The 20,941-nt window shown below is 51.1% G+C and carries 21 protein-coding genes; 19 read left to right on the top strand and 2 right to left on the bottom strand.

What is annotated here, in order from left to right; genetic code table 11:
- Window positions 1–54: 54 nt before the first annotated feature.
- The 6 genes from lexA (at window position 55) to CFF01_RS00565 (ending at window position 6,163) form a co-directional block, all read left to right on the top strand.
- Window positions 55–672 (top strand): transcriptional repressor LexA, encoded by a 618-nt coding sequence (gene lexA / locus CFF01_RS00590; protein ID WP_033538844.1) that lies wholly within the window; start codon window positions 55–57, stop codon window positions 670–672.
- On the top strand, window positions 669–1,178 hold the full coding sequence (locus CFF01_RS00585) for a cell division inhibitor SulA (protein WP_088903529.1): 510 nt from the start codon (window positions 669–671) through the stop codon (window positions 1,176–1,178). The genes lexA and CFF01_RS00585 overlap by 4 nt, the downstream gene beginning before the upstream one ends.
- A gap of 395 nt (window positions 1,179–1,573) precedes the next feature.
- Window positions 1,574–3,100, top strand: a complete 1,527-nt coding sequence (gene coxB, locus CFF01_RS00580; protein WP_088903528.1) for a cytochrome c oxidase subunit II — start codon at window positions 1,574–1,576, stop codon at window positions 3,098–3,100.
- Between the two features lie 9 nt (window positions 3,101–3,109).
- Window positions 3,110–4,720 (top strand): cytochrome c oxidase subunit I, encoded by a 1,611-nt coding sequence (gene ctaD / locus CFF01_RS00575; protein WP_052125561.1) that lies wholly within the window; start codon window positions 3,110–3,112, stop codon window positions 4,718–4,720.
- A gap of 1 nt (window position 4,721) precedes the next feature.
- Window positions 4,722–5,291 carry a cytochrome c oxidase assembly protein gene (locus CFF01_RS00570; protein WP_088903527.1) on the top strand — a complete coding sequence of 190 codons (570 nt, stop codon included), beginning with the start codon at window positions 4,722–4,724 and terminating at the stop codon, window positions 5,289–5,291.
- Window positions 5,288–6,163 (top strand): cytochrome c oxidase subunit 3, encoded by an 876-nt coding sequence (locus CFF01_RS00565; RefSeq protein ID WP_033538848.1) that lies wholly within the window; start codon window positions 5,288–5,290, stop codon window positions 6,161–6,163. The genes CFF01_RS00570 and CFF01_RS00565 overlap by 4 nt, the downstream gene beginning before the upstream one ends.
- A gap of 15 nt (window positions 6,164–6,178) precedes the next feature.
- On the opposite strand, the gene CFF01_RS00560 is transcribed toward CFF01_RS00565, so the two are convergent.
- Window positions 6,179–6,397: a DUF2909 domain-containing protein gene (locus tag CFF01_RS00560; protein WP_198387100.1), complete on the bottom strand. Its 219-nt coding sequence runs from the start codon at window positions 6,395–6,397 to the stop codon at window positions 6,179–6,181.
- Between CFF01_RS00560 and CFF01_RS00555 the strand changes: the two genes are divergently transcribed.
- The 12 genes from CFF01_RS00555 (at window position 6,396) to CFF01_RS00500 (ending at window position 18,480) form a co-directional block, all read left to right on the top strand.
- Window positions 6,396–7,136, top strand: coding sequence for an SURF1 family protein (locus tag CFF01_RS00555; RefSeq protein WP_088903526.1), 741 nt, complete (start codon window positions 6,396–6,398; stop codon window positions 7,134–7,136). The genes CFF01_RS00560 and CFF01_RS00555 overlap by 2 nt on opposite strands.
- 178 nt (window positions 7,137–7,314) lie before the next feature.
- Window positions 7,315–7,866, top strand: a complete 552-nt coding sequence (locus tag CFF01_RS00550; protein ID WP_088903525.1) for a hypothetical protein — start codon at window positions 7,315–7,317, stop codon at window positions 7,864–7,866.
- Window positions 7,866–8,849, top strand: coding sequence for a COX15/CtaA family protein (locus CFF01_RS00545; protein ID WP_088903524.1), 984 nt, complete (start codon window positions 7,866–7,868; stop codon window positions 8,847–8,849). The genes CFF01_RS00550 and CFF01_RS00545 overlap by 1 nt, the downstream gene beginning before the upstream one ends.
- Window positions 8,850–8,861: 12 nt before the next feature.
- The gene (gene cyoE / locus CFF01_RS00540; protein WP_088903523.1) at window positions 8,862–9,764 is read left to right on the top strand and encodes a heme o synthase; all 903 of its coding nucleotides are present in this window, start codon (window positions 8,862–8,864) and stop codon (window positions 9,762–9,764) included.
- Window positions 9,765–9,768: 4 nt separating this feature from the next.
- Window positions 9,769–10,404: an SCO family protein gene (locus tag CFF01_RS00535; protein ID WP_088903522.1), complete on the top strand. Its 636-nt coding sequence runs from the start codon at window positions 9,769–9,771 to the stop codon at window positions 10,402–10,404.
- Window positions 10,405–10,566: 162 nt separating this feature from the next.
- Entirely contained in the window at window positions 10,567–10,866 is a 300-nt protein-coding gene (locus CFF01_RS00530; RefSeq protein WP_033538854.1) for an STAS domain-containing protein, read from the top strand.
- Window positions 10,863–11,225, top strand: coding sequence for a response regulator (locus tag CFF01_RS00525; RefSeq protein ID WP_033538855.1), 363 nt, complete (start codon window positions 10,863–10,865; stop codon window positions 11,223–11,225). Before CFF01_RS00530 ends, CFF01_RS00525 begins: the two co-directional genes overlap by 4 nt.
- Before the next feature lie 22 nt (window positions 11,226–11,247).
- The gene (locus CFF01_RS00520) at window positions 11,248–13,269 is read left to right on the top strand and encodes a chemotaxis protein CheA (RefSeq protein WP_088903521.1); all 2,022 of its coding nucleotides are present in this window, start codon (window positions 11,248–11,250) and stop codon (window positions 13,267–13,269) included.
- Between the two features lie 29 nt (window positions 13,270–13,298).
- Window positions 13,299–13,856, top strand: coding sequence for a chemotaxis protein CheW (locus CFF01_RS00515; protein WP_088903520.1), 558 nt, complete (start codon window positions 13,299–13,301; stop codon window positions 13,854–13,856).
- Between the two features lie 22 nt (window positions 13,857–13,878).
- Window positions 13,879–16,473, top strand: coding sequence for a methyl-accepting chemotaxis protein (locus CFF01_RS00510; RefSeq protein WP_088903519.1), 2,595 nt, complete (start codon window positions 13,879–13,881; stop codon window positions 16,471–16,473).
- 98 nt (window positions 16,474–16,571) lie between these two features.
- Complete coding sequence (locus tag CFF01_RS00505; RefSeq protein ID WP_088903518.1) at window positions 16,572–17,402, top strand: CheR family methyltransferase; 831 nt, start codon at window positions 16,572–16,574, stop codon at window positions 17,400–17,402.
- Between the two features lie 31 nt (window positions 17,403–17,433).
- Complete coding sequence (locus CFF01_RS00500) at window positions 17,434–18,480, top strand: protein-glutamate methylesterase/protein-glutamine glutaminase (RefSeq protein WP_033538860.1); 1,047 nt, start codon at window positions 17,434–17,436, stop codon at window positions 18,478–18,480.
- Window positions 18,481–18,486: 6 nt separating this feature from the next.
- On the opposite strand, the gene CFF01_RS00495 is transcribed toward CFF01_RS00500, so the two are convergent.
- Window positions 18,487–19,533, bottom strand: a complete 1,047-nt coding sequence (locus tag CFF01_RS00495; protein ID WP_088903517.1) for a polysaccharide deacetylase family protein — start codon at window positions 19,531–19,533, stop codon at window positions 18,487–18,489.
- A 22-nt stretch (window positions 19,534–19,555) separates the two neighbouring features.
- Here CFF01_RS00495 and CFF01_RS00490 point away from each other — a divergent pair, with 22 nt between their 5' ends.
- On the top strand, window positions 19,556–20,908 hold the full coding sequence (locus CFF01_RS00490) for an MATE family efflux transporter (RefSeq protein ID WP_088903516.1): 1,353 nt from the start codon (window positions 19,556–19,558) through the stop codon (window positions 20,906–20,908).
- Window positions 20,909–20,941 lie beyond the last annotated feature (33 nt).

The following is a 20,941-nucleotide window of genomic DNA, read 5'->3' as shown; positions in this document are numbered from 1 at the left end:
TGTATAAAATACTGTATATACTGACAGGTACTGTATGGAAAGACAGGATTAATCATGAGACCCTTAACACCAAGACAAGCCGAGATTTTAGAGCTAATAAAACGCAATATTGCAGACACGGGCATGCCACCAACCCGTGCCGAAATTGCGCGCCGATTAGGCTTTAAGAGCGCGAATGCCGCCGAAGAGCACCTTAAGGCACTGGCCAAAAAAGGTTGCATCGAGATCATGCCGGGCACCTCTCGCGGCATTAAGCTGACTCAAGAGGAAGAGCCTGAAGATCTCGGTTTACCTCTGATTGGCCAGGTAGCAGCCGGTGAGCCGATTCTGGCACAGGAACATGTTGAACAGCACTACCAGGTTGACCCGAGCATGTTTCGCCCAAGTGCAGACTTTCTGTTGCGTGTAAGGGGCGACAGTATGAAAGATATCGGCATCCTTGAGGGCGACCTGCTAGCGGTACATAAGGTCGAACAAGCAAGAAACGGACAGATAGTCGTTGCTCGCGTAGAGGATGATGTGACGGTCAAGCGCTTCGAGAAGCGTGGCAGCACAGTTTATCTACATGCAGAAAATGAAGAATACTCACCTATCGTTGTTGACCTGACGACTCAGAGCCTGAGTATAGAAGGTTTAGCCGTCGGCGTGATTCGTAATGGAGACTGGCAATGAATAATCTCATGGGCATGGCACCTCGTCATCCGGGGCTTTGGATCGATCTCGACAGTTCGCTTAAAAGCGGCAGCAAGAACACTATTTCAACGGTTTCCAGTTCGACTCAGGGCAAGCAAGAGTTACAGAGTCTTACACCTGAACTGGCGAGACTCAGCCAGCAAGGGCAATGGGTCGTGCTGATCAGCCCACCCAATATTGGCTATAAGCAGATGCTGGCCGACGGCGGCGTGCGGATGGATCGCATCTTGCTGGTACACACCAAAGATGAAGTTGAAGCACTTTGGGCTATGGAGAAGGCTCTCACAAGTGGTACATCCAGTGCAGTGATCAGCTGGACACAATCATTGGATGCACGGGACAATCGCCGCTTGCAGATCGTCGCAAAAAACACCCGCGCCTTAGGGGTGGTTATCGAAGATGCGAACAGTCACTTACCTGCCAACCCTTTTAGCCAAGAGGATCTTGGTACCAAGGCCGCCAATCAGTTTACCTCTCTTCACTGATCATCCTTGCCAATTCTTTCCATACTAACGCCCCGAAAGGGGCGTTTTTGTATCTGTTTTATTTAGCAAAATAAAATAAAAGTGATCTTGATCAATATTTAAACAGCCATTAAGTTAGTAGTAGATATCAACGATTATTTGTTATGTCGAACAATTTGGTTGTCGGCTTGAGCGGCGAATAAATCTGCACCACATCGCCCTAAGAGCTGAAATTCGTCTGATATATTCAGCCGTAAGTGCAAGCGTGGTTACCACCAGCAAAACAAAAGATTCACCACCGACGCACTTTGAAGTCATCGTTGCTTTTTTGGGAACTGAAGAGTTTGCATAGAGCCGAGACATACTGTGTGGCTCTTCTTTGTAGTTGCCTTCGCAATTGACAGAGGAGAAGTCTAGTGAAGCAAGTGTTGTGTTGTTTGCTGGCGTTGCTAATTACGCCCACCATACTCGCAGCCGATATGCCCCTTAACATGACATCAGGGGTCACAGAGATCAGTAATCAGGTGTTTAGCCTGCATATGACGATTCTCTATATCTGCTGTGCCATAGGCCTGGTCGTCTTTGGGGTGATGATCTATTCCATCATCAACCACAGACGCTCAAAGGGTGCCGTTGCGGCAAACTTTCATGAGAGCACCAAGGTTGAGATCGCCTGGACCATTGTCCCTTTCGTGATCTTAATCGTGATGGCCATCCCGGCAACCAAGACACTTATCGCCATGGAAGACCCCAGTAATGCGGACCTCACCATTAAGGTTACTGGCTCTCAATGGAAGTGGCATTACAGCTACTTTGATCATGACATTGCCTATTTCAGCCTATTGTCGACACCAAGAGACCAAATAGAGGGCAAAGAAGCCAAAGGCGAGCACTACCTTCTTGAAGTCGACAAACCGTTAGTCCTCCCGGTTAACCGTAAAGTTCGTTTCTTGATGACTTCAGAGGATGTAATTCATTCTTGGTGGGTCCCCGCCTTTGCGGTGAAAAAAGACGCCAACCCCGGCTTTATCAACGAGGCCTGGACCCGCATCGACAAACCCGGCATCTATCGTGGCCAATGCGCCGAACTATGCGGAAAAGACCATGGATTTATGCCTATCGTGGTACAGGTTCTTTCCGAAGCCGACTTCGATAAATGGGTGGTCGATCAAAAAGCCCTGGCCAACGCCGCTGCGGCCGAAGCTCAGGCAGCCCTGTCTAAGACACTGTCGAAAGAAGAACTCATCAGCCGAGGTGAACAGGTCTATATGGCGCAATGTGCAGCCTGCCACCAGCCAAACGGTGCCGGCTTGCCAGGAGTCTTCCCGTCGCTGATTGGCAGCCCAGCTATTAAAGGCCCAGTTGCCGAGCATATCGATGTGGTCTTAAATGGCAGAACAGGCACAGCGATGCAGGCGTTTGCGCAGCAGCTGACCGCTACCGATATTGCCGCTGTCGTCACCTTCGAGCGTAATGCTTGGGGTAATGATTCAGGCGACACGGTTCAAGCCGCCGATGTCAGCAATGTAAGCACGCCGTCCGGCAGTGAAGCGACAACACCAGCGGCCAGCGCCGATCAAGTGGCGCCCGAGATGGCCACAGAAGAACCTAAAGCTGTGGTGTTAGATGATTTAACCATGGATGAACTGATGACCAAGGGGGAGCAAGTGTATCTGTCCCATTGTGCAGCCTGCCATCAGGCTAACGGAATGGGATTGCCCGGCGCCTTCCCTGCTATGAAAGGTAGCGCCATTGCCACGGGGCCTAAAAGTGAGCACCTAGAGATGGTGATAAAAGGGAAGCCAGGAACAGCCATGCAGGCATTTGGCCCCCTATTAACCCCGCAAGAACTAGCAGCCGTGATCACCTATGAGCGTAACGCCTGGGGAAACAATACGGGCGATGCGGTTCAGGCAACAGACGTTAACCAACACGGTCAATAGGGAGGCATTATGAATGCAATAACGCGTGAAGCAGAAATGGATGCCACTCATATTGGCGAACATTCAGATCACCACGAGGAGCATCCAACGGGCATAAAACGTTGGTTGTTTACCACTAACCACAAAGATATCGGCACTCTGTACCTCTGGTTCAGTTTCATCATGTTCTTGACCGGTGGCGCCATGGCGATGGTGATCCGTGCCGAACTATTCCAACCGGGTTTGCAACTGGTGGAGCCTAACTTCTTCAACCAGATGACGACAGTTCACGGCCTTATCATGGTGTTTGGTGCCGTGATGCCGGCCTTTACCGGCCTGGCCAACTGGCTGATCCCTATGATGATAGGGGCGCCCGATATGGCGCTGCCGCGCATGAACAACTGGAGCTTCTGGATCCTACCCTTTGCCTTTGCGATCCTCCTTAGCTCACTGTTTATGGAAGGGGGCGGCCCTAACTTCGGTTGGACCTTTTATGCTCCTCTATCGACGACCTACAGCCCGGACAGCACGGCGCTCTTTGTCTTCTCGGTTCACATCATGGGGATCAGCTCCATCATGGGTGCCATCAACGTGATCGTCACCATAGTTAATATGCGTGCCCCCGGCATGACATGGATGAAACTGCCTCTGTTTGTCTGGACCTGGTTGATCACGGCCTTCCTGTTGATCGCAGTAATGCCGGTGCTCGCCGGTGTGGTCACCATGGTTCTTACCGACAAGTTTTTCGGTACTAGCTTCTTCGATGCCGCCGGGGGCGGGGATCCTGTGATGTTCCAGCATATTTTCTGGTTCTTCGGCCACCCCGAGGTCTATATCATGATCTTGCCATCATTCGGCATCATCTCAGCTATCGTACCGGCTTTCAGCCGTAAGAAACTCTTTGGTTACTCCTCCATGGTTTACGCCACGGCCAGTATCGCGATCCTCTCCTTTCTGGTCTGGGCACATCACATGTTTACCACTGGGATGCCAGTATTTGCAGAGCTCTTCTTTATGTACTGCACCATGCTGATTGCGGTGCCAACAGGGGTCAAGGTATTCAACTGGGTGGCTACCCTCTGGCGTGGTTCGCTCACCTTCGAGACGCCCATGCTATTCGCACTCGCCTTTATCATTCTCTTCACCATAGGGGGCTTCTCCGGGCTGATGCTGGCAATCACGCCAGTCGATTTCCAGTACCATGATACCTACTTCGTTGTGGCTCACTTCCACTACGTATTGGTCTCGGGCGCCATCTTCTCCATCATGGCGGCGGCCTACTATTGGCTACCTAAGTGGACCGGACACATGTACAGCGAGAAATTGGGGAAACTACATTTCTGGTGTTCGGTTATCTCGGTCAATGTACTCTTCTTCCCCATGCACTTCCTGGGACTGGCAGGCATGCCAAGACGTATTCCCGATTACGCGATTCAATTTGCCGATGTGAACCAAATTGTTTCTATCGGCGGTTTTGCCTTCGGCTTGTCGCAATTGATCTTTTTAGTGGTAGTGATCAAGTGTATTCGCGGTGGCGAAGCGGCACCGAGTAAACCTTGGGATGGTGCAGAAGGCTTAGAATGGACCCTACCGAGTCCAGCACCCTACCATTCATTCTCGACACCACCCGAGGTGAAATAGCATGGCAGACACTAAGGCGCACTCCAACCGCAAACTGATCGGCCTGCTACTGCTTGGTTGCGTGGGCATGTTTGGCTTTGGGTTCGCCTTAGTGCCTCTTTACGATGTGCTGTGCGAAAAATTAGGCATCAATGGCAAAACGCAGTCGACGCCCGCCGAGTATAAACCAATGACCATAGATACCAGTCGCACGGTAACGGTCGAATTTATGGCTCAGACCCAGAAAGATATGCCCTGGGTCTTTGCTCCTGAGGTGAAACGTATGCAGGTGCATCCCGGTGAAGTCATTCGCACCCAGTTTAATGCCAAGAACCTCTCGACTCTGCAGATTGTCGGACAAGCTATCCCCTCCGTTTCTCCAGGACAGGGCGCCGCTTACTTCCACAAGACAGAATGTTTCTGCTTCAACCAGCAGTTACTCGATGCTAATGCCGATGCACAATTACCTTTGATCTTCTATGTCGATACCGAGCTACCAGAGCAGATATCGACACTGACTCTCTCTTATACGCTATACAACATCACCGACAAGGGGTACGTGGGTGCTGTTGAGCAAGGAGCTGTGAAATGACAAGCAAACATGAACATTATTATGTTCCCGCCCAGAGCGCCTGGCCCATTATTGGCGCCATTGGTCTCTTCCTGATCGCCTTCGGCGCAGGCAGCTATATACAACAGTTACAAACGGATAAAACCAGTGGCGGCTACATTCTCACCGCAGGCATTGCCGTTATCCTCTATATGATATTTGGTTGGTTCAGAACCGTGATCAATGAGTCCATGTCCGGGCTCTACTCTAAACAGATGGACCGCTCCTTTCGCCAAGGCATGAGCTGGTTTATCTTTTCTGAGGTGATGTTCTTTGCCGCTTTCTTTGGGGCCCTGCTCTACGCCCGCACTATTTCCGTGCCTTGGCTGGGCGGCGCCTCTAATAACGCTATGACCCACGAGGTGCTCTGGCCAACCTTTCAGGCGGTATGGCCCTTAGTCACCACGCCAGATGGCACTAAGACGGAGGCCATGGGCTGGACAGGCCTCCCCCTATACAACACCATCATACTGCTGACCTCATCAGTCACCCTGCATTTTGCCCACGTAAGCTTAGAAAAGAGCAAGCGCACGGCGCTGACACTTTGGCTCGGCATCACCATACTATTAGGCCTGGTCTTTCTCTACCTGCAGGCGAAAGAGTATGCCCACGCCTACCAAGAGATGGGACTCACCCTCACCTCAGGCATCTATGGCAACACCTTCTTCTTACTCACAGGGTTTCATGGTATGCACGTGACCCTAGGTACTGTCTTCCTGTTCGTGCTGTTTTTACGAGTTCTAAAAGGTCATTTTACACCGGAGAAGCATTTCGCCTTTCAGGCAGGCAGTTGGTATTGGCACTTTGTGGATGTGGTCTGGCTCTGCCTATTCGTGTTCGTCTATGTGCTTTAGCGACAAATCGACAGGCTAATAGGGTCTGGGGTTAGGTGCGATAATGCCGAGCCCCAGCGCAATCAAGAGTAAAAGTACCACTAGCACAGAGAAGAGCACGCGCCGACCCAGATACTGGCTCATGGGCGCCTTACCCTCTCCCTTCACCAAGACAAATAAAGCTCTACCAAGATTAAAGATAATGAAGACTAATAGCAGTACTAAGACGATCTTAAACAGCAATATTTCGCTCATGAAGGCTCCCACAATTCGCGGCGGCACGATTTTTATCGTTTTAGTTACTTTGCTGGTATTCGCTATCTTGGTCAAGCTAGGTCTTTGGCAACTCGAAAGAGCGACCGAGAAGCAGGCGCTTGAGCAAACGCTTGAACTCAGGCAAGCAGAGGCCCCCCTAACCTATTCCCAGCTTCTGGCGCTGGGAAAAACTGAATCGTTAACTGGTTATCGGCTAGCGGTAACGGCGAGTCCTGTCGATGCGCCAATCATATTGCTCGACAATCAGGTTTACGAAGGACGGGTCGGTTACCTGGCCTACCAAGTCATGCGTGTCCAAGAAAACGGCCCACGACTCTTGGTAGAACTTGGTTTCATTGCAGGGGGCCCAGATCGTCGCCAGTTACCTCATCTGGACAGGCTCACCGCCCCCATATTTCTCGAAGGACGTGTGTACCAGAAATCCACTAACCCCTTGAGTGAACAGCTACTGGCGGAAACCGGTAACCCCATGCGCATACAGAACCTTAATCTGCCGGAACTGGCACAGCGGCTCGAATTTGCGCTTGCCCCGGCCATACTGCAGCCTCAAGTGATACCCGGTAGTGATTTACCTCATCCCTGGCAACCCATTCCCTTGAGCGCGCAGAAGCATCAAGGCTATGCCATACAGTGGTTTTCAATGGCTGGCGCCTTTCTACTACTAATGATTTACCTGTTGATATTGAAGAGAAAAAATAAAAAATCCAAAGAAAAATAAAGAGGTTTGTCAAATGTTGCGCTAATGAACCAGACCCTGTAGGTTAAACACTAAGTACTTCTGATCACAGGCGTACTAAACGCAATAAATCGTCACTTCCTAGCCGTCTCGGGGAGTTGATAATTTTTCGGTGTCTGGCCAGTGCTAAGCCCATAAAATAATCAACCAGAGGATTAAGATGAAATCCCCAAAGACACGAGGCGCGAAACCTTTACTCATACTGTTACTGGTATTTGTCTTACCGGTCGCTGTCGCTAAATTGGTGCTCAGCCTGAACCTCTATCATGGTGGCGCCACCAATAAGGGCGAGCTATTACCGCCCGATACCAACTATGCTAGCCTGGCAATGACCAATCCCATGCCTAAGCACTGGCAGATGATCTATCTGCTACCCCAAGATTGTGCTCAAGCCTGTCAGGATAGGCTCTACATACTGCATCAGAGCCAAATAGCACTCGGACGCGATCAACATAGGGTCAATCCGATTATTTTACTGCAAGAAGATAGCGATCTGGCTGCATTAGAAAAAAGCACATTTAGCTTTACCACGGCCAAGGCCACTGAGGCAATGGGCCAGATGCTCACCCAGCAAGAGATCATCATAGTCGATCCCCTAGGTTCTCTGGTTATGCGCTATCAGCAGGTAGACGATGAACAAGCCCAAATCATGCTTGGCAAGGCGCTGATCGCCGACTTAAGAAAGATGCTTAAACTGTCGAGGGTTGGCTAATGCAGATCACATCCCTACTTAAACTCACCTTAGTCTTTACCCTGTGCGTCATTCTCATGGGCGCCTATACCCGGCTGTCTGACGCGGGTTTGGGGTGCCCAGACTGGCCAGGCTGCTATGGCATGCTCAAGGTGCCTACTCAAAGCCATGAGCTGGCAAAAGCACAAGACAACTTTCCCGAACACACGATAGAACAAGATAAAGCCTGGCTTGAGATGATACACAGGTATATTGCCGGAACGCTTGGGCTGTTGGTGCTATACATTCTCTTTATCAGCTTCAGACAAGCTGACGCGCCGAAGAAACTGCCCAGTTTCATCGCCTTGCTGATCCTGTTTCAGGCGGCATTAGGGATGTGGACGGTAACGATGAAGCTCATGCCCATAGTGGTGATGTCTCATCTAATCGGCGGCTTCGCCCTCTTTTCCCTGCTGTGGGTGCTTTACCTTAGAACCAAGCCACTACGAATCCCCGGCGGTGACCCCAGGCTCAGAAAGCTGGCCCCCTATGCCCTGCTCTGCCTCATGTTACTCATACTGCAGATCATCTTGGGCGGATGGACCTCATCTAACTATGCTGCGTTGGCCTGTACTACATTGCCAATCTGCGAAGGCGACTGGATGAGCAACTTAGACCCACTGCACGCCTTCTACCCTCTGCATACGACAGAGGGCAGCTATGAGTTTGGCATCCTGGATTATTCATCGAGAATGACGATTCATGTCGCCCACAGGTTTGGGGCCATCATCACCGCCTGCGCCATATTATGGTTAGTGTATCGCATGGTCACACTGTCCCAGTCTCAGCTAATGAAACGCAGCGCCTGGATACTGCTGGGCCTGTTATGCCTTCAAATAGCACTGGGTATCAGCAATGTAGTACTGCACCTGCCGTTAGGGATAGCCGTCTCTCACAACGCTGGTGCTGCACTCTTATTACTCACGTTAGTCTTCATCAACTACGCCCTGTGGCGTAAAGCATAAGGAGGCACTGCCATGGCCAAACCTATGATAATGACCAAGCATGCCGTAACGCCCCTTCCCTGGCGAGCCTATCTAGAGATGACCAAACCTAAGGTGGTCGCCCTCATGTTACTCACAGTATTAGTCGGGATGTGCCTGGCGGTTCCTGGTGCAGTCCCCCTGCAGCCCTTGGTTGCAGGCCTAGTCGGGATAGGCATGATGGCTGGCGCAGCAGCGGCCTATAACCACCTGATCGATCGCCGCATCGACGGGCTGATGGCTCGCACCTACAACCGACCGCTGCCTAAAGGGCGCGTCTCTATTTCCAAGGCTTTGACCTTTGCCACCAGCATGGCGGTACTTGGCTTTTGGCTACTCTATTGGGCCGTTAACCCGCTTACCGCTTGGCTCACTTTCGCTAGTCTTGTTGGCTACGCCGTGATCTACACCGCCTATCTGAAACGAGCCACACCACAAAACATCGTCGTTGGCGGACTCGCTGGGGCCATGCCACCGCTGCTGGGCTGGACGGCGATCACCGGTGAGTTTCATGGCCATGCCCTGCTGCTGGTCATCATCATCTTCGCTTGGACACCACCCCATTTCTGGGCGCTGGCGATCCACAGACGTGCCGAATACGCCAAGGTCGATGTACCTATGCTGCCCGTCACCCATGGCGTTGAGTTTACCAAGACCTGTATTTTGCTCTATACGGTACTGCTGGCTCTGGCTTGTCTCTACCCTGTGCTCGTGGGTATGTGCGGTCCCCTCTACCTTGTAGGCTCTACCTTGCTAAGCTGCGGCTTTATCTACAAGGCCTGGCAGCTCAAATACCGGGATGAACCGGGTCTTGCCATGCAGGTATTTCGCTTCTCAATCTACCATTTGATGCTGCTATTTTTGCTGCTCTTGGTCGACCACTATCTTTGGAGCTAACTCGATGAAGCCAGTATTTGTTATCTCAGCCTTACTCGCTTTTGCCCTGCTGGGAACGCTGGCTGCCGTCAGTTACACGCGGCCTACACCGCCGCCCGAACTACTCACCAGCTACATATATCCTCAGCAGCGGCCACTGTCGCCCTTTGTCCTGACAGATCAGCGAGGAAACCCTTTTACCAATGCGCAGCTAAAAGATAAATGGAACCTGGTTTTCGTTGGCTACACCTCCTGCCCGGATGTCTGCCCCACCACAATGGGAAAGCTGGCGGCGGCTTATCAGCAACTCGAAGGCGTCGTTGATCTGCAAGTGATCTTTCTCTCCGCGGACCCCGCCAGAGACACCCAGCAAAAGCTCTATGATTACATAAACTTCTTCAATCCAAACTTCATCGCCGTCACGGCACCCCACGCCCAGTTACTCCCACTGACACGGGAGCTGGGTTTCGTCTACACCATGGTGGGTGACGGAGAAAACTATCAGGTCGACCATAGTGCCTCTATGGTACTGATCTCACCCGATGGCACGCGGGTGGCAACGGTAAAGCCTAGCAGCCAAGATCCCAAGCAAATCCCGCAAATCCGCAATAAAGATCTCATCCATGACGTGATCGCTGTCGCCACTCACTATGGTGAATAGCAGCATAGCCCTACCAACATCCTCTAAGTGGTGGTGACTGGGTCGCTGCCATTACATCAGATTTAGCTAAAAAACTGTTATTTTTCAGGCAAGCCTCTAAATTACCGTCTATCTTTTGATCTTAGTGGAGTTTTAATAACAGGGATTGTAGAGGAGCCCGTCATGACCCAGAGTCCGATTCGCTTAGCATCTGAGCTGACGATTCGTAACATCCAGCAGGTTCACCACGATATTGTCGAACAACTCGCCAATTCTGATGCTTTACATGTCGATGCCAGCCAGTTGTCTCGTATCGACACTGCCGGAGCTCAGCTGCTTTATTTTTTGAGCCACTATTGTCAATCGCATCACCAGAACATCCAGTGGACCCGCCCTGCCACAGAAGTCGATCAGATCTTGGCCGAACTGGGGCTGGACGCTACCCAGATATTTGCGCTTGCCCAGGAGACAAAACAGGAATGAAGAAAATATTAGCTGTGGATGATTCTGCCTCTATGCGCCAAATGGTGGGATTTACCCTAAAAACGGCAGGATTCGATGTAACCGAGGCCTGCAACGGCGATGAAGCACTGACTCAGGCAAAAAGCCAAGACTATGACTTGGTGATCTCGGACGTCAACATGCCTGTTATGGATGGTATCACCCTGATCCGTAATCTACGCAGCCTACCCAACTATAAGTTTACTCCCTTGCTGATGCTCACCACTGAATCGGGCAGCGACAAGAAACAGGAAGGACGTTCGGCTGGCGCTACCGGCTGGATAGTTAAGCCTTTCAATCCAGACCAGCTGCTCGCCACAGTCAACAAGGTCTTACGTTAATCTGATCGCGGATGGTATTGATATGGAAATTGATCTCAGTCAATTTAGCCAAGTCTTCTTCGAAGAAAGTCTAGAAGGCTTAGAAAATATGGAGTCAGAGCTGCTAAAGCTCGATATCTCCTCGCCAGATCCCGAGGCCATCAATACAATTTTTAGGGCTGCACACTCCATCAAGGGGGGCAGTGGTACCTTTGGCTTTAACCAAGTCGCCAATTACACCCACCTACTTGAAACTCTACTCGACGAGATCCGCGATGGCCGCCGCGAGATGACTGGTCATCATCAAGATATCTTACTGCTATCGGTCGATTTGCTGCGCAATATGCTAGACGCTGTGATGCATCAGCGCACCTTCGACGATCCTATGCTCGCCGAACTGGAACAGAAGTTTGCCGCCGAGTTAAGTCAAGCTCAGCCCCAAGGAGAAACTGCACAAGAAGACACTCCAGCTGAACTCACCACCTGGCAGATCACCTTTAAGGCAGGTATCGACATACTGCGTTACGGCAATGATCCTATCTTGATGTTTAACGAACTCAGACAATGCGGCGAGCTAAGCGTTGAGCTTATTCCTCAGGAGATCCCAGATTTTACCCAGTATGACCCTGAAGCCTGCAACCTCAGTTGGTCTCTTAGCCTTACCACAGATGAGCCACTATCACGTATCAAGGAAGCCTTCGAGTGGGTCGAAGATGAATGCGAGATCGACTATCAGGCTCAGCCCAAGACTCAAGAAGTAAAAATAGATGACAAGCCAGCATCACCAGAACCAACGGCCAGCGTAAGTGCGCCAGTTGAAAAGATCGCCCCACCGGCTAAATCCAGCCCTGTCAGCAATAAAACCCAAGACGCTGGCTCTATCCGCGTCAGCATAGAAAAAATTGATCTGCTGATTAACATGGTGGGTGAGTTAGTGATCACCCAGGCGATGCTGAGTCAGATTGGCCAGCAGGACGAGATCACCCCAGAATCCTTTATCACCATGAAGCAAGGGCTAGAGCAGTTGGCCAGCCATACCCGGGATCTTCAAGAGAGCGTCATGCAGATACGCATGCTGCCCATCAGTTTTGCCTTTAACCGCTTTCCTCGACTAGTGCGGGATATCGGCCAACAACTTAACAAGAAGGTTGAGCTTGTCCTTAAAGGGGAAGATACGGAACTTGATAAAACCGTGATGGAAAAAATCGTCGACCCTATGGTGCACCTGGTGCGCAACTCTCTCGATCACGGCCTGGAAACGCCAGAAGTGCGCAAACAGAAAGGTAAGGCGGAAACTGGCACTCTGACACTGAATGCTTTCCATCAGGGCGGCAATATCATCATAGAGATTATCGACGATGGTGCAGGGCTAAACACGCAAAAAATTCTTGCTAAGGCAAGAGAGAAAGGTTTGGTCGGCGCAGAAGAAGAACTGAGTGAAGAAGCGATTCATCAGCTCATCTTTAAGCCAGGATTCTCCACCGCAGAAGCCGTATCTGACCTCTCTGGGCGTGGCGTCGGCATGGATGTGGTACTAAGAAACATTCATGAACTCAGCGGCACCATAGAGCTTAAATCCTCACCAGATAAAGGCAGTCGATTCACCATACGCCTGCCACTGACCTTGGCCATTCTCGACGGCCAGCTGGTGCGTATAGGCAGCCATACCTATGTGATCCCTCTGGTCTCGATCCACGAATCCTTAGAGGTACCACCCGCCCACATCAACCGCCTGGGTGAAGAACATGAAGTGATCCGTTTACGGGACGAGTATCTTCCTGTGATCAAGGTTTTTGATGCCTTTAAACATGACGCCGATGCCAAGAAGATAAAGGATGGCTTGGTGATGGTGGTCGATGCCAATAATGACAAGGTGGGCCTACTGGTTGATGAACTCTTATCCCAACAACAAGTCGTGATTAAGAGCCTGGAGGACAACTACAGCAAAGTTGCGGGGATATCTGGCGCAACCATATTGGGTGATGGAACGGTCGCTCTGATCATAGATATTGCCGGACTAGTAAGCCTTACCGGGATCAATAGCGTCCAAGAACACGCCGCCTAACTTCCGAAATTACAGATGGAGACTCGATCATGACTCTGGCAGATGAAGAGACAATCACCCTAGCGGCAAAAGATGACAGCAGCGCTCAATACCTTACCTTCATCATGGCAGAGGAAGAGTACGGTGTAGACATTCTCTCGGTACAAGAGATCCGTGGCTGGGAACCCACCACTGTGATTCCCAATGCCCCTAGCCATGTCAAAGGCGTGATTAATCTGCGGGGCACCATAGTCCCCATCATAGATCTCAGGCAAAGATTTGGTATCGCCAGCCTAGATTATGGCCCCACCACCGTAGTGATCGTTATCAAGGTGAGTGTCGCCGAAGAGCAGAAAGTTATAGGCATTGTGGTCGATGCCGTATCCGATGTCTTTAGCGTCCAGCCAAAAGATCTCAGAGATGCACCCGACTTTGGCGAAGATACAGATCTTACCTTCATTAAGGGGCTGGCCAACCTGGACGACAAGATGGTCATTCTTTTAGATATCAATACCCTGCTAAGCAGTGAGGTACTGCCAGAGGCGGCCCAACTGTCAAACATCATTAATCATATTGACGCTGAATTAACACAGGCTGTCAGCGCCTAACTCGGCATAAGAGGAATTGAGAATGGATGCAATGAACACTAAGACTGACAAAACAAATAGTCTACCGATAATCGGACTGCTAATCGCAGCCGTAGCAGCCTTATTGGCTTTCACTCAGCAACCGTCGCTGTGGGTGGGGATCACTCAGGTTGTCGCCATTGCCATCATCGCCATGGGGATACCACAACAGGGGCAGATGAAACAAAATCTGCAACAAGCCTTCGAGGAGATCCACCGCGCCATTAGCGGCAAGAATCCTCCGAGTTTTTCCTCCTTCGATTACCCTCACTGGAGCGAAATAAGCCAGGGTCTGACTCTGCTTTGGCAAGCCAACCAAAGTCATCAGGCACAACTTAAAGCGCTGGAAATATGTCAGGCAAATGTGATGCTGGCCGATCCGCAAGGGAATATCAACTTCCTCAATCAATCGCTGCGTCATACTTTAGAAGAGGCTGAGTCAGATATAAAACAGGCTATCTCGAGTTTTAGTGTCGACACTTTAATCGGCACCAATATGGACACCTTCCACCAACGTCCCAGCCACCAGCAAAAAATTATTGCCGATCTTAAACGTCCTCACTCAGCCCAAATCGAGGTGGGCAACCGCATTTTTTCTTTAATCGCCTCCCCCGTATTTGATGACGATAATCAACGTATTGCTACAGTAGTCGAATGGCAAGATAAGACAGAAGCTCTGGCCAAGGCCGCAGAAGAAAACAAACGAGCCCAGGAAAATAGTCGCATCAAACAGGCACTGGATGTCTGCCGTGCCAACGTGATGGTAGCCGATGCCGACTACAACATCATCTATCTCAACGACTCTGTCACGCAAATGCTCAAAGATAACGAGCCAACCCTACAACAGACGTTAAGCCAGTTTAATACCGATACCCTGGTTGGCAGCAACATAGATATCTTCCACCAAAACCCGGCCCATCAACGCAAGATGCTCGACAAGCTTACCAACAGTTATGACACCAGCATCCAGGTGGCAGGACTCGACTTTACCCTGATCGCCACCCCAGTGTTTGAAAACGGCGTACGCACAGGTACCGTTGTTGAGTGGCAGGATGTCACTGAAAAGCTGGCCAAAGAGGCCAAAGAGCGCCAACTGGCCGCCGAAAATGCCCGAATCAAGCAGGCTTTAGACAATGTGTCTTCCAATACCATGGTTGCCGACGCCGACCTAAACATCATCTACATGAATAAGGCGGTTAGCCAGATGTTTAAACAGGCCCAAAAGGATATCGTCAAAGATCTGCCTGAGTTCGATGCTAACAAGCTGCTCGGCATCAACATAGACAATTTCCACAAAAATCCTAGCCACCAACGAAACCTACTAAAGAGCCTGACAACTACCTATACCAGCCAACTCAAGGTGGGTGGCCGTACCTTCCAGGTCGTTGCTAACCCTATTCGTGATCCTAACGGTGAGAGCATAGGCACTGTGGTGGAATGGGCCGACAGAACCGCCGAAGTCGCCATAGAACACGAAATTGACTCCATCATCAGCGCCGCAGGTAAAGGCGATCTCTCTCTAAGAGTCGATACTCAGGACAAAGAAGGCTTCTTCCTCAACCTCTCTAATGGCCTTAATCGTCTGGTCGGTATTGCCGATCAAGTGATCGGGGATGTGGTGAATATGTTCGATGGCTTGGCTAAGGGCGATCTTAACCGCCAGATCCAAGGTGAATACCAAGGGCAATTTGGTAAATTGCAGGCCGATGCCAATGCCACCGCTGCCAAGCTGACGGAAGTGCTCGATGGCATCAACCAGTCAGCCAATACCGTCACCTCAGGCGCAGAAGAGATTGCTCAGGGTAATGCTGACCTGAGTCAGCGCACGGAAGAACAGGCCGCCTCGCTGGAAGAAACCGCTTCCAGCATGGAAGAGATGACAGCAACTGTGACCCAAAGTGCACAAAATGCCACGGTCGCCAACCAACTCGCCCAAGAAGCTAATACTAAGGCCGCCCATGGTGGCAAGGTGGTGGAGCAGGCCGTCACCGCGATGGACGCAATCAACGAATCGAGTAAACGCATTGCCGATATCATAGGGGTGATCGACGAGATCGCCTTCCAGACCAACCTACTGGCACTAAACGCTGCCGTCGAAGCCGCCAGAGCCGGTGAGCAGGGACGAGGTTTTGCTGTGGTCGCCGGAGAGGTTCGCAACTTAGCTCAGCGCAGCGCCGGCGCCGCCAAAGAGATCAAGGAGCTGATCCGTGACAGTGTCACCAAGGTAACAGACGGCACCCAGCTGGTTAATCAATCAGGAGAAACCCTTGAGGATATCGTGCAGGCTGTGACTAAGGTGGCCGACATGATAAGCCAGATCAGTATCGCCTCTGATCAGCAATCGGCAGGCATACAAGAGGTCAACAAGGCGATCTCACAGATGGATGAGATGACTCAGCAAAATGCTGCCCTGGTAGAACAGGTATCCGCCGCCGGAGATGCCATGGCCGAACAGGCACGTAACATGAAGGCTCAACTTGGTTTCTTCCAATCTCAGGCACCAGCCCATTCAGGAATGATATCGGCGCCACTCTCGTTAGTGTCGGGCGACAGCCATGGTCCACTGAACATCAGCAACGAAGAGTGGAACGAGTTTTAACTGAGTATCGGCGCCAAGGAATGGCGCCGACACAGTCCACAGTCGAGAGCCACCGCTAGGGGAAAAGATTGGAACAAAGCAACGAAAAGGAATTTCCGATGACGCGGCAAGACTTCGAGTTTATTCGACAGCTTGCCTACAGAGAATCGGGCATAGTGCTGCCTGACAGGAAGCAGCATATGGTCTATTCCCGCCTCAGCAGACGCCTACGCTCGCTTAAATTCAGCAACTTTAATGAGTATTGCCAGCTGTTGCAAAGCGACGCCAACGAGCTGAACAACTTCATCAATGCGCTGACCACCAATCTCACCTCTTTCTTTCGTGAGTCGCATCACTTCGACTATCTGGAGCAGCACCTGGTGACAACATGGCAAAAAAAGCGCCAGCGTCGACTCAGAGTCTGGTCGTCGGCCTGCTCAACAGGTGAAGAGGCCTATAGCATTGCCATGACCCTCGCCAGGCACTTTCCTCCCGCTCACTGGGATCTTAAGATCCTCGCCACAGATCTCGACACTAACGTGCTGGATAAGGCGCGGGCCGGTATCTACAACATAGAGGCGATGGCTAACGTGCCCAAGTCACTGCTTAACCAATGTGTCGAACCTGGACCCAGTCAGGGCGAGGTGCACTTTAACGAATCGATCAAACGGCTCATTCACTTTAAACAACTGAACCTACTGGGAGAGTGGCCTATGCAGGGCCCCTTCGATCTTATCTTCTGCCGCAACGTGCTCATCTATTTCGATGTCCAAACTAAGATCAAGATCATTCACAAATTCAGGAAGCTACTTGCCGACGATGGTTATCTGTTTATCGGTCATTCAGAGACACTGCATAATATCTCCAGTGACTTCAAATTGATCGGTCAAACCATCTATCAACCTCAGCATGCGGCCCTGGTAGGACAACGAATAGGCGTAGGCACATGACACGGATAAATAAACAACAGGAGAGCGTATCATGATAAAGGTGTTGGTCATTGACGATTCTCCCTTGGTCAGACAGATGTTAACCCATATGCTCACCCAAGCACCCGACATTCAGGTTGTCGGTACGGCTGAGGATCCCTACGAGGCGAGAAATCAGATCAAACAGCTGAATCCCGATGTGCTGACACTCGACATTGAGATGCCCAAGATGGACGGCATCGCCTTTTTACGCAATCTGATGAAGCTCAGGCCTATGCCCGTGGTCATGGTCTCTACCCTGACCCACAAGGGCGCAGAGATCACCTTAGAAGCACTGGCATTAGGGGCCGTTGACTTTATCTCAAAACCTAAGTCGGATCTCACCAACACACTATTGGATTATACCGATGAGCTGATCGAAAAAGTTCGCACGGCCGCCGTTAGCCATGTTAATCCACTCACCAACACAGTTAGCAAGATAGTCCAGCCAGGCCGCGAATCGCTCACCAAAAACAAGCTGATTGCCATCGGCGCCTCGACCGGCGGTACCGAGGCTATCCAGAGGGTGATCACGCCATTACCTGCTAATACCCCGCCTATCCTGATCACCCAGCACATTCCGGCGGCCTTTAGCCTCTCCTTTGCTAAACGTCTGGATAGTCATTCGGCAATGAGGGTCATTGAATCACAAGGTGATGAGGCGATAGAAGCCGGCACAGCATATCTGGCCCCCGGAGATGCCCACCTTACAGTCGAGAAGCGTGGTTCCAAACTCTACACTAAGCTGTTGGACTCAGATCCCGTCAACCGGCATAAACCGGCGGTGGACGTGCTATTTCATAGCATAGCCCAATGCTATGGCGCCAATACCATAGGGATCTTACTCACGGGGATGGGAAAAGATGGTGCTCAAGGACTCAATCAGCTCAAGGCGGCTGGCAGTCATACCATTATTCAAGATGAGGCCAGTTCTGTGGTCTGGGGCATGCCCGGCGCGGCGGCCGAGCTCAATGCTCACAAGGAGATCCTCCATCTAGACAAGATCCCCGCCAGACTCATGCAGTTGTTGCACTCACCTAAAGCAGCCGAAGTCTCTTAGACTGACCTACTCCTCTACCCAGGTGCCATCGTTTTGGGGCCTTACCCAGGCCTGAGAGAACCAGTAATAGCGACCCGTGGCCTTACTCGGCGCGGTACAGTTATAGCGAGAGCGCCCGGGTGGTAGATCCATCAAAGCTTGAATGCTAAATTGATCCTCGCTGATCCAGGTAGGTTTCATTGCACCTTGTCCCTGTACAAAACACATTACCTGACTCGCGATAATATCTGTCATATCCAAGGTGACACGCATCTCTGGGCGCCACTGCCCGGTTGCCAGTTGAGTATTCTGTGGCGAGAGCGCCTGTACCGGCATATTCAAGCTATAGAGTTTGACCTTAAGCGTAGCGAGATCGGCATAGGCTCCTGCAACAGGAAAACGCGGCAGCGAGGTTAGCGATGAGTAGCTTCCCGCAGCGCCAGACTGCTGGCCAAATCCCACAAAGCCTAAGCTATCGACGAGAGTTTCCAGTGCACTGTTATATTCCCCATAGGGGTAGGCCAGCATCTTCACGCTCTGACCTGTTTGTGTCAATATTTCCGCTTCGGTCGCCAGTAAGTTGCTTTTTACCCTTGCCAGCCAGTCCGACTCACTCTCTCCATCCAAGCGGCGAATCAGATGTTCATGACCCCAGCTATGATTAGCCAAGGTGACACCTTCGTCACTCAGGCGTTTCAGGGTTGCCCAACTCATCACATTTTTATATTTGCTCTCTATAGGATCGATAGAGATGAAAATCGTGTAGGGATAACCAAACTCTTTTAAAATGGGATGCGCCGTATCGGCAATATTCTGGTAGCCATCGTCAAAGGTGATCACCACAGTCTTGTCAGCCAGCTCTCGCCCTTGCTTTATTGCCTCCACCACCTCAGTTAGGGGTTTCACCTTAAAGCCATTCTCGCTAAGGTAGCTCATCTGCTCCTGAAACTGAGCAGGCGTCACGCTGGTGAGCTTGGGGGTATCCTCTGAGACATGATGATATTGTAAAATCACCACGGCCTGGGCCGAATAGCTAAGACAGACCAATAGCGCCGCCATTAAGCTTCTAAACATATTGAATAACCTCTGAGAGTCTATGTCACCACTAAAGTTATTGTTAAATAAACAGAAAAATGCTCGGCTGTTCGCGCTTGCCGTGCCAATGATTCTGTCTAACATTACGGTTCCCCTGTTAGGCTTGGTGGATACCGCTGTCGTGGGACATCTAAGTAACGCCTATTATTTAGGGGGAGTCGCCGTTGGGTCAACGGTGATCACCCTGATTTTATGGATATTGGGCTTTCTGCGCATGTCCACTACGGGTCTGGTAGCCCAGACCTATGGTGCCAATGACACTCAAGGCCAGTATCGCCTATTGATTCAATCCGCCAGTCTCGCCCTGTTATTCTCACTGCTGATACTCGCCCTACAGCAACCTATTATAAAGGCCGCTATGGCGCTATCCGATGCCAGTGAGCAGGTACAATATTACAGTCAGGCCTATTTCAACATCCGTATCTGGTCGACGCCCTTTGCCTTGCTGAATCTGGCCCTGCTGGGTTGGCTATTAGGCCGTCAGCAACCTAGAGCCGCCATGTGGCAATTGATCGCCGCCAACCTCTGCAATATCGTATTGGATATCCTGTTTGTGATCGGCTTTGACTGGGGCGTCGAAGGCGCTGCATTGGCTTCGGTACTGGCAGATATCACAGGCTTTGCCGTAGCAGCCACCATGGTCGCCCGAGTCATTGGCCAGCAAGGCAACTTTGCCTTCTTACCTTTGTGCAAAAGCCTGTCACTACAATGCTACCAGCGCCTTGTGCACCTTAATCTAAATATTTTTATTCGCAGTCTCTGTCTGCAACTGGCCTTCGCCTTTATGACATTTCAGGGCGCGAACCTTGGAGACACCACTGTCGCCGCCAATGCCGTACTGCTAAACCTGCTCCTGCTGATCTCCTACGCCCTAGATGGCATCGCCTACTATGGCGAAGCAGAGGTCGGCAGGGCTGTCGGTGAGCGTAATGCCAAGCACATGAGCCAGAGCGTGACACTTGCCGGTCTATGGTCAGGGATATTTGCGCTGCTATTTTTGCTGTTCTTTGCCCTTTGGGGTAAGCAAATCATTCAGTTACTCACCAACATACCGCAAGTTCGTCAGGAGGCCGAGGCCTACCTGGGCTGGGTGATCTCAATGCCCTTACTTGCCTTCGGCTCTTACCTGTTCGATGGCGTCTATATTGGCGCCGCCCAAGGTAAGGCAATGCGCAACACCATGATTATAGCAACCTTTGGCGTATTTTTTCCCACATGGGGCCTATTACAAGACTACGGCAACCACGCACTATGGGCAGCCATGAGCCTGTTTATGCTGACACGCAGCCTGAGCCTGGCATTGGATTACCGCTACCGTCTCAGCAAGATGTTGACCCCAACGAAAACGGGATGACCTAAGTCATCCCGCTGCATCTAATCTTCAAGA

This window comes from Shewanella marisflavi (assembly GCF_002215585.1).
Lineage (GTDB): Bacteria > Pseudomonadota > Gammaproteobacteria > Enterobacterales > Shewanellaceae > Shewanella > Shewanella marisflavi.
The sequence above is the reverse complement of the archived record's forward strand: the minus strand, read 5'-3'. Positions and strand labels throughout refer to the sequence as shown.

Excerpts from the sequence above, each read along its gene's own strand:
- CFF01_RS00490 (WP_088903516.1), top strand. The coding sequence starts at position 19,556 with ATGTCACCACTAAAGTTATTGTTAAATAAACAGAAAAATGCTCGGCTG.
- CFF01_RS00525 (WP_033538855.1), top strand. The coding sequence starts at position 10,863 with ATGAAGAAAATATTAGCTGTGGATGATTCTGCCTCTATGCGCCAAATG.
- CFF01_RS00550 (WP_088903525.1), top strand. The coding sequence starts at position 7,315 with ATGAAATCCCCAAAGACACGAGGCGCGAAACCTTTACTCATACTGTTA.
- CFF01_RS00515 (WP_088903520.1), top strand. The coding sequence starts at position 13,299 with ATGACTCTGGCAGATGAAGAGACAATCACCCTAGCGGCAAAAGATGAC.
- CFF01_RS00530 (WP_033538854.1), top strand. The coding sequence starts at position 10,567 with ATGACCCAGAGTCCGATTCGCTTAGCATCTGAGCTGACGATTCGTAAC.
- CFF01_RS00585 (WP_088903529.1), top strand. The coding sequence starts at position 669 with ATGAATAATCTCATGGGCATGGCACCTCGTCATCCGGGGCTTTGGATC.
- CFF01_RS00570 (WP_088903527.1), top strand. The coding sequence starts at position 4,722 with ATGGCAGACACTAAGGCGCACTCCAACCGCAAACTGATCGGCCTGCTA.
- CFF01_RS00545 (WP_088903524.1), top strand. The coding sequence starts at position 7,866 with ATGCAGATCACATCCCTACTTAAACTCACCTTAGTCTTTACCCTGTGC.
- CFF01_RS00505 (WP_088903518.1), top strand. The coding sequence starts at position 16,572 with ATGACGCGGCAAGACTTCGAGTTTATTCGACAGCTTGCCTACAGAGAA.
- CFF01_RS00500 (WP_033538860.1), top strand. The coding sequence starts at position 17,434 with ATGATAAAGGTGTTGGTCATTGACGATTCTCCCTTGGTCAGACAGATG.
- CFF01_RS00560 (WP_198387100.1), bottom strand. The coding sequence starts at position 6,397 with ATGAGCGAAATATTGCTGTTTAAGATCGTCTTAGTACTGCTATTAGTC.
- CFF01_RS00495 (WP_088903517.1), bottom strand. The coding sequence starts at position 19,533 with ATGTTTAGAAGCTTAATGGCGGCGCTATTGGTCTGTCTTAGCTATTCG.
- CFF01_RS00520 (WP_088903521.1), top strand. The coding sequence starts at position 11,248 with ATGGAAATTGATCTCAGTCAATTTAGCCAAGTCTTCTTCGAAGAAAGT.
- lexA (WP_033538844.1), top strand. The coding sequence starts at position 55 with ATGAGACCCTTAACACCAAGACAAGCCGAGATTTTAGAGCTAATAAAA.
- CFF01_RS00555 (WP_088903526.1), top strand. The coding sequence starts at position 6,396 with ATGAAGGCTCCCACAATTCGCGGCGGCACGATTTTTATCGTTTTAGTT.
- CFF01_RS00565 (WP_033538848.1), top strand. The coding sequence starts at position 5,288 with ATGACAAGCAAACATGAACATTATTATGTTCCCGCCCAGAGCGCCTGG.
- ctaD (WP_052125561.1), top strand. The coding sequence starts at position 3,110 with ATGAATGCAATAACGCGTGAAGCAGAAATGGATGCCACTCATATTGGC.
- CFF01_RS00535 (WP_088903522.1), top strand. The coding sequence starts at position 9,769 with ATGAAGCCAGTATTTGTTATCTCAGCCTTACTCGCTTTTGCCCTGCTG.
- CFF01_RS00510 (WP_088903519.1), top strand. The coding sequence starts at position 13,879 with ATGGATGCAATGAACACTAAGACTGACAAAACAAATAGTCTACCGATA.
- cyoE (WP_088903523.1), top strand. The coding sequence starts at position 8,862 with ATGGCCAAACCTATGATAATGACCAAGCATGCCGTAACGCCCCTTCCC.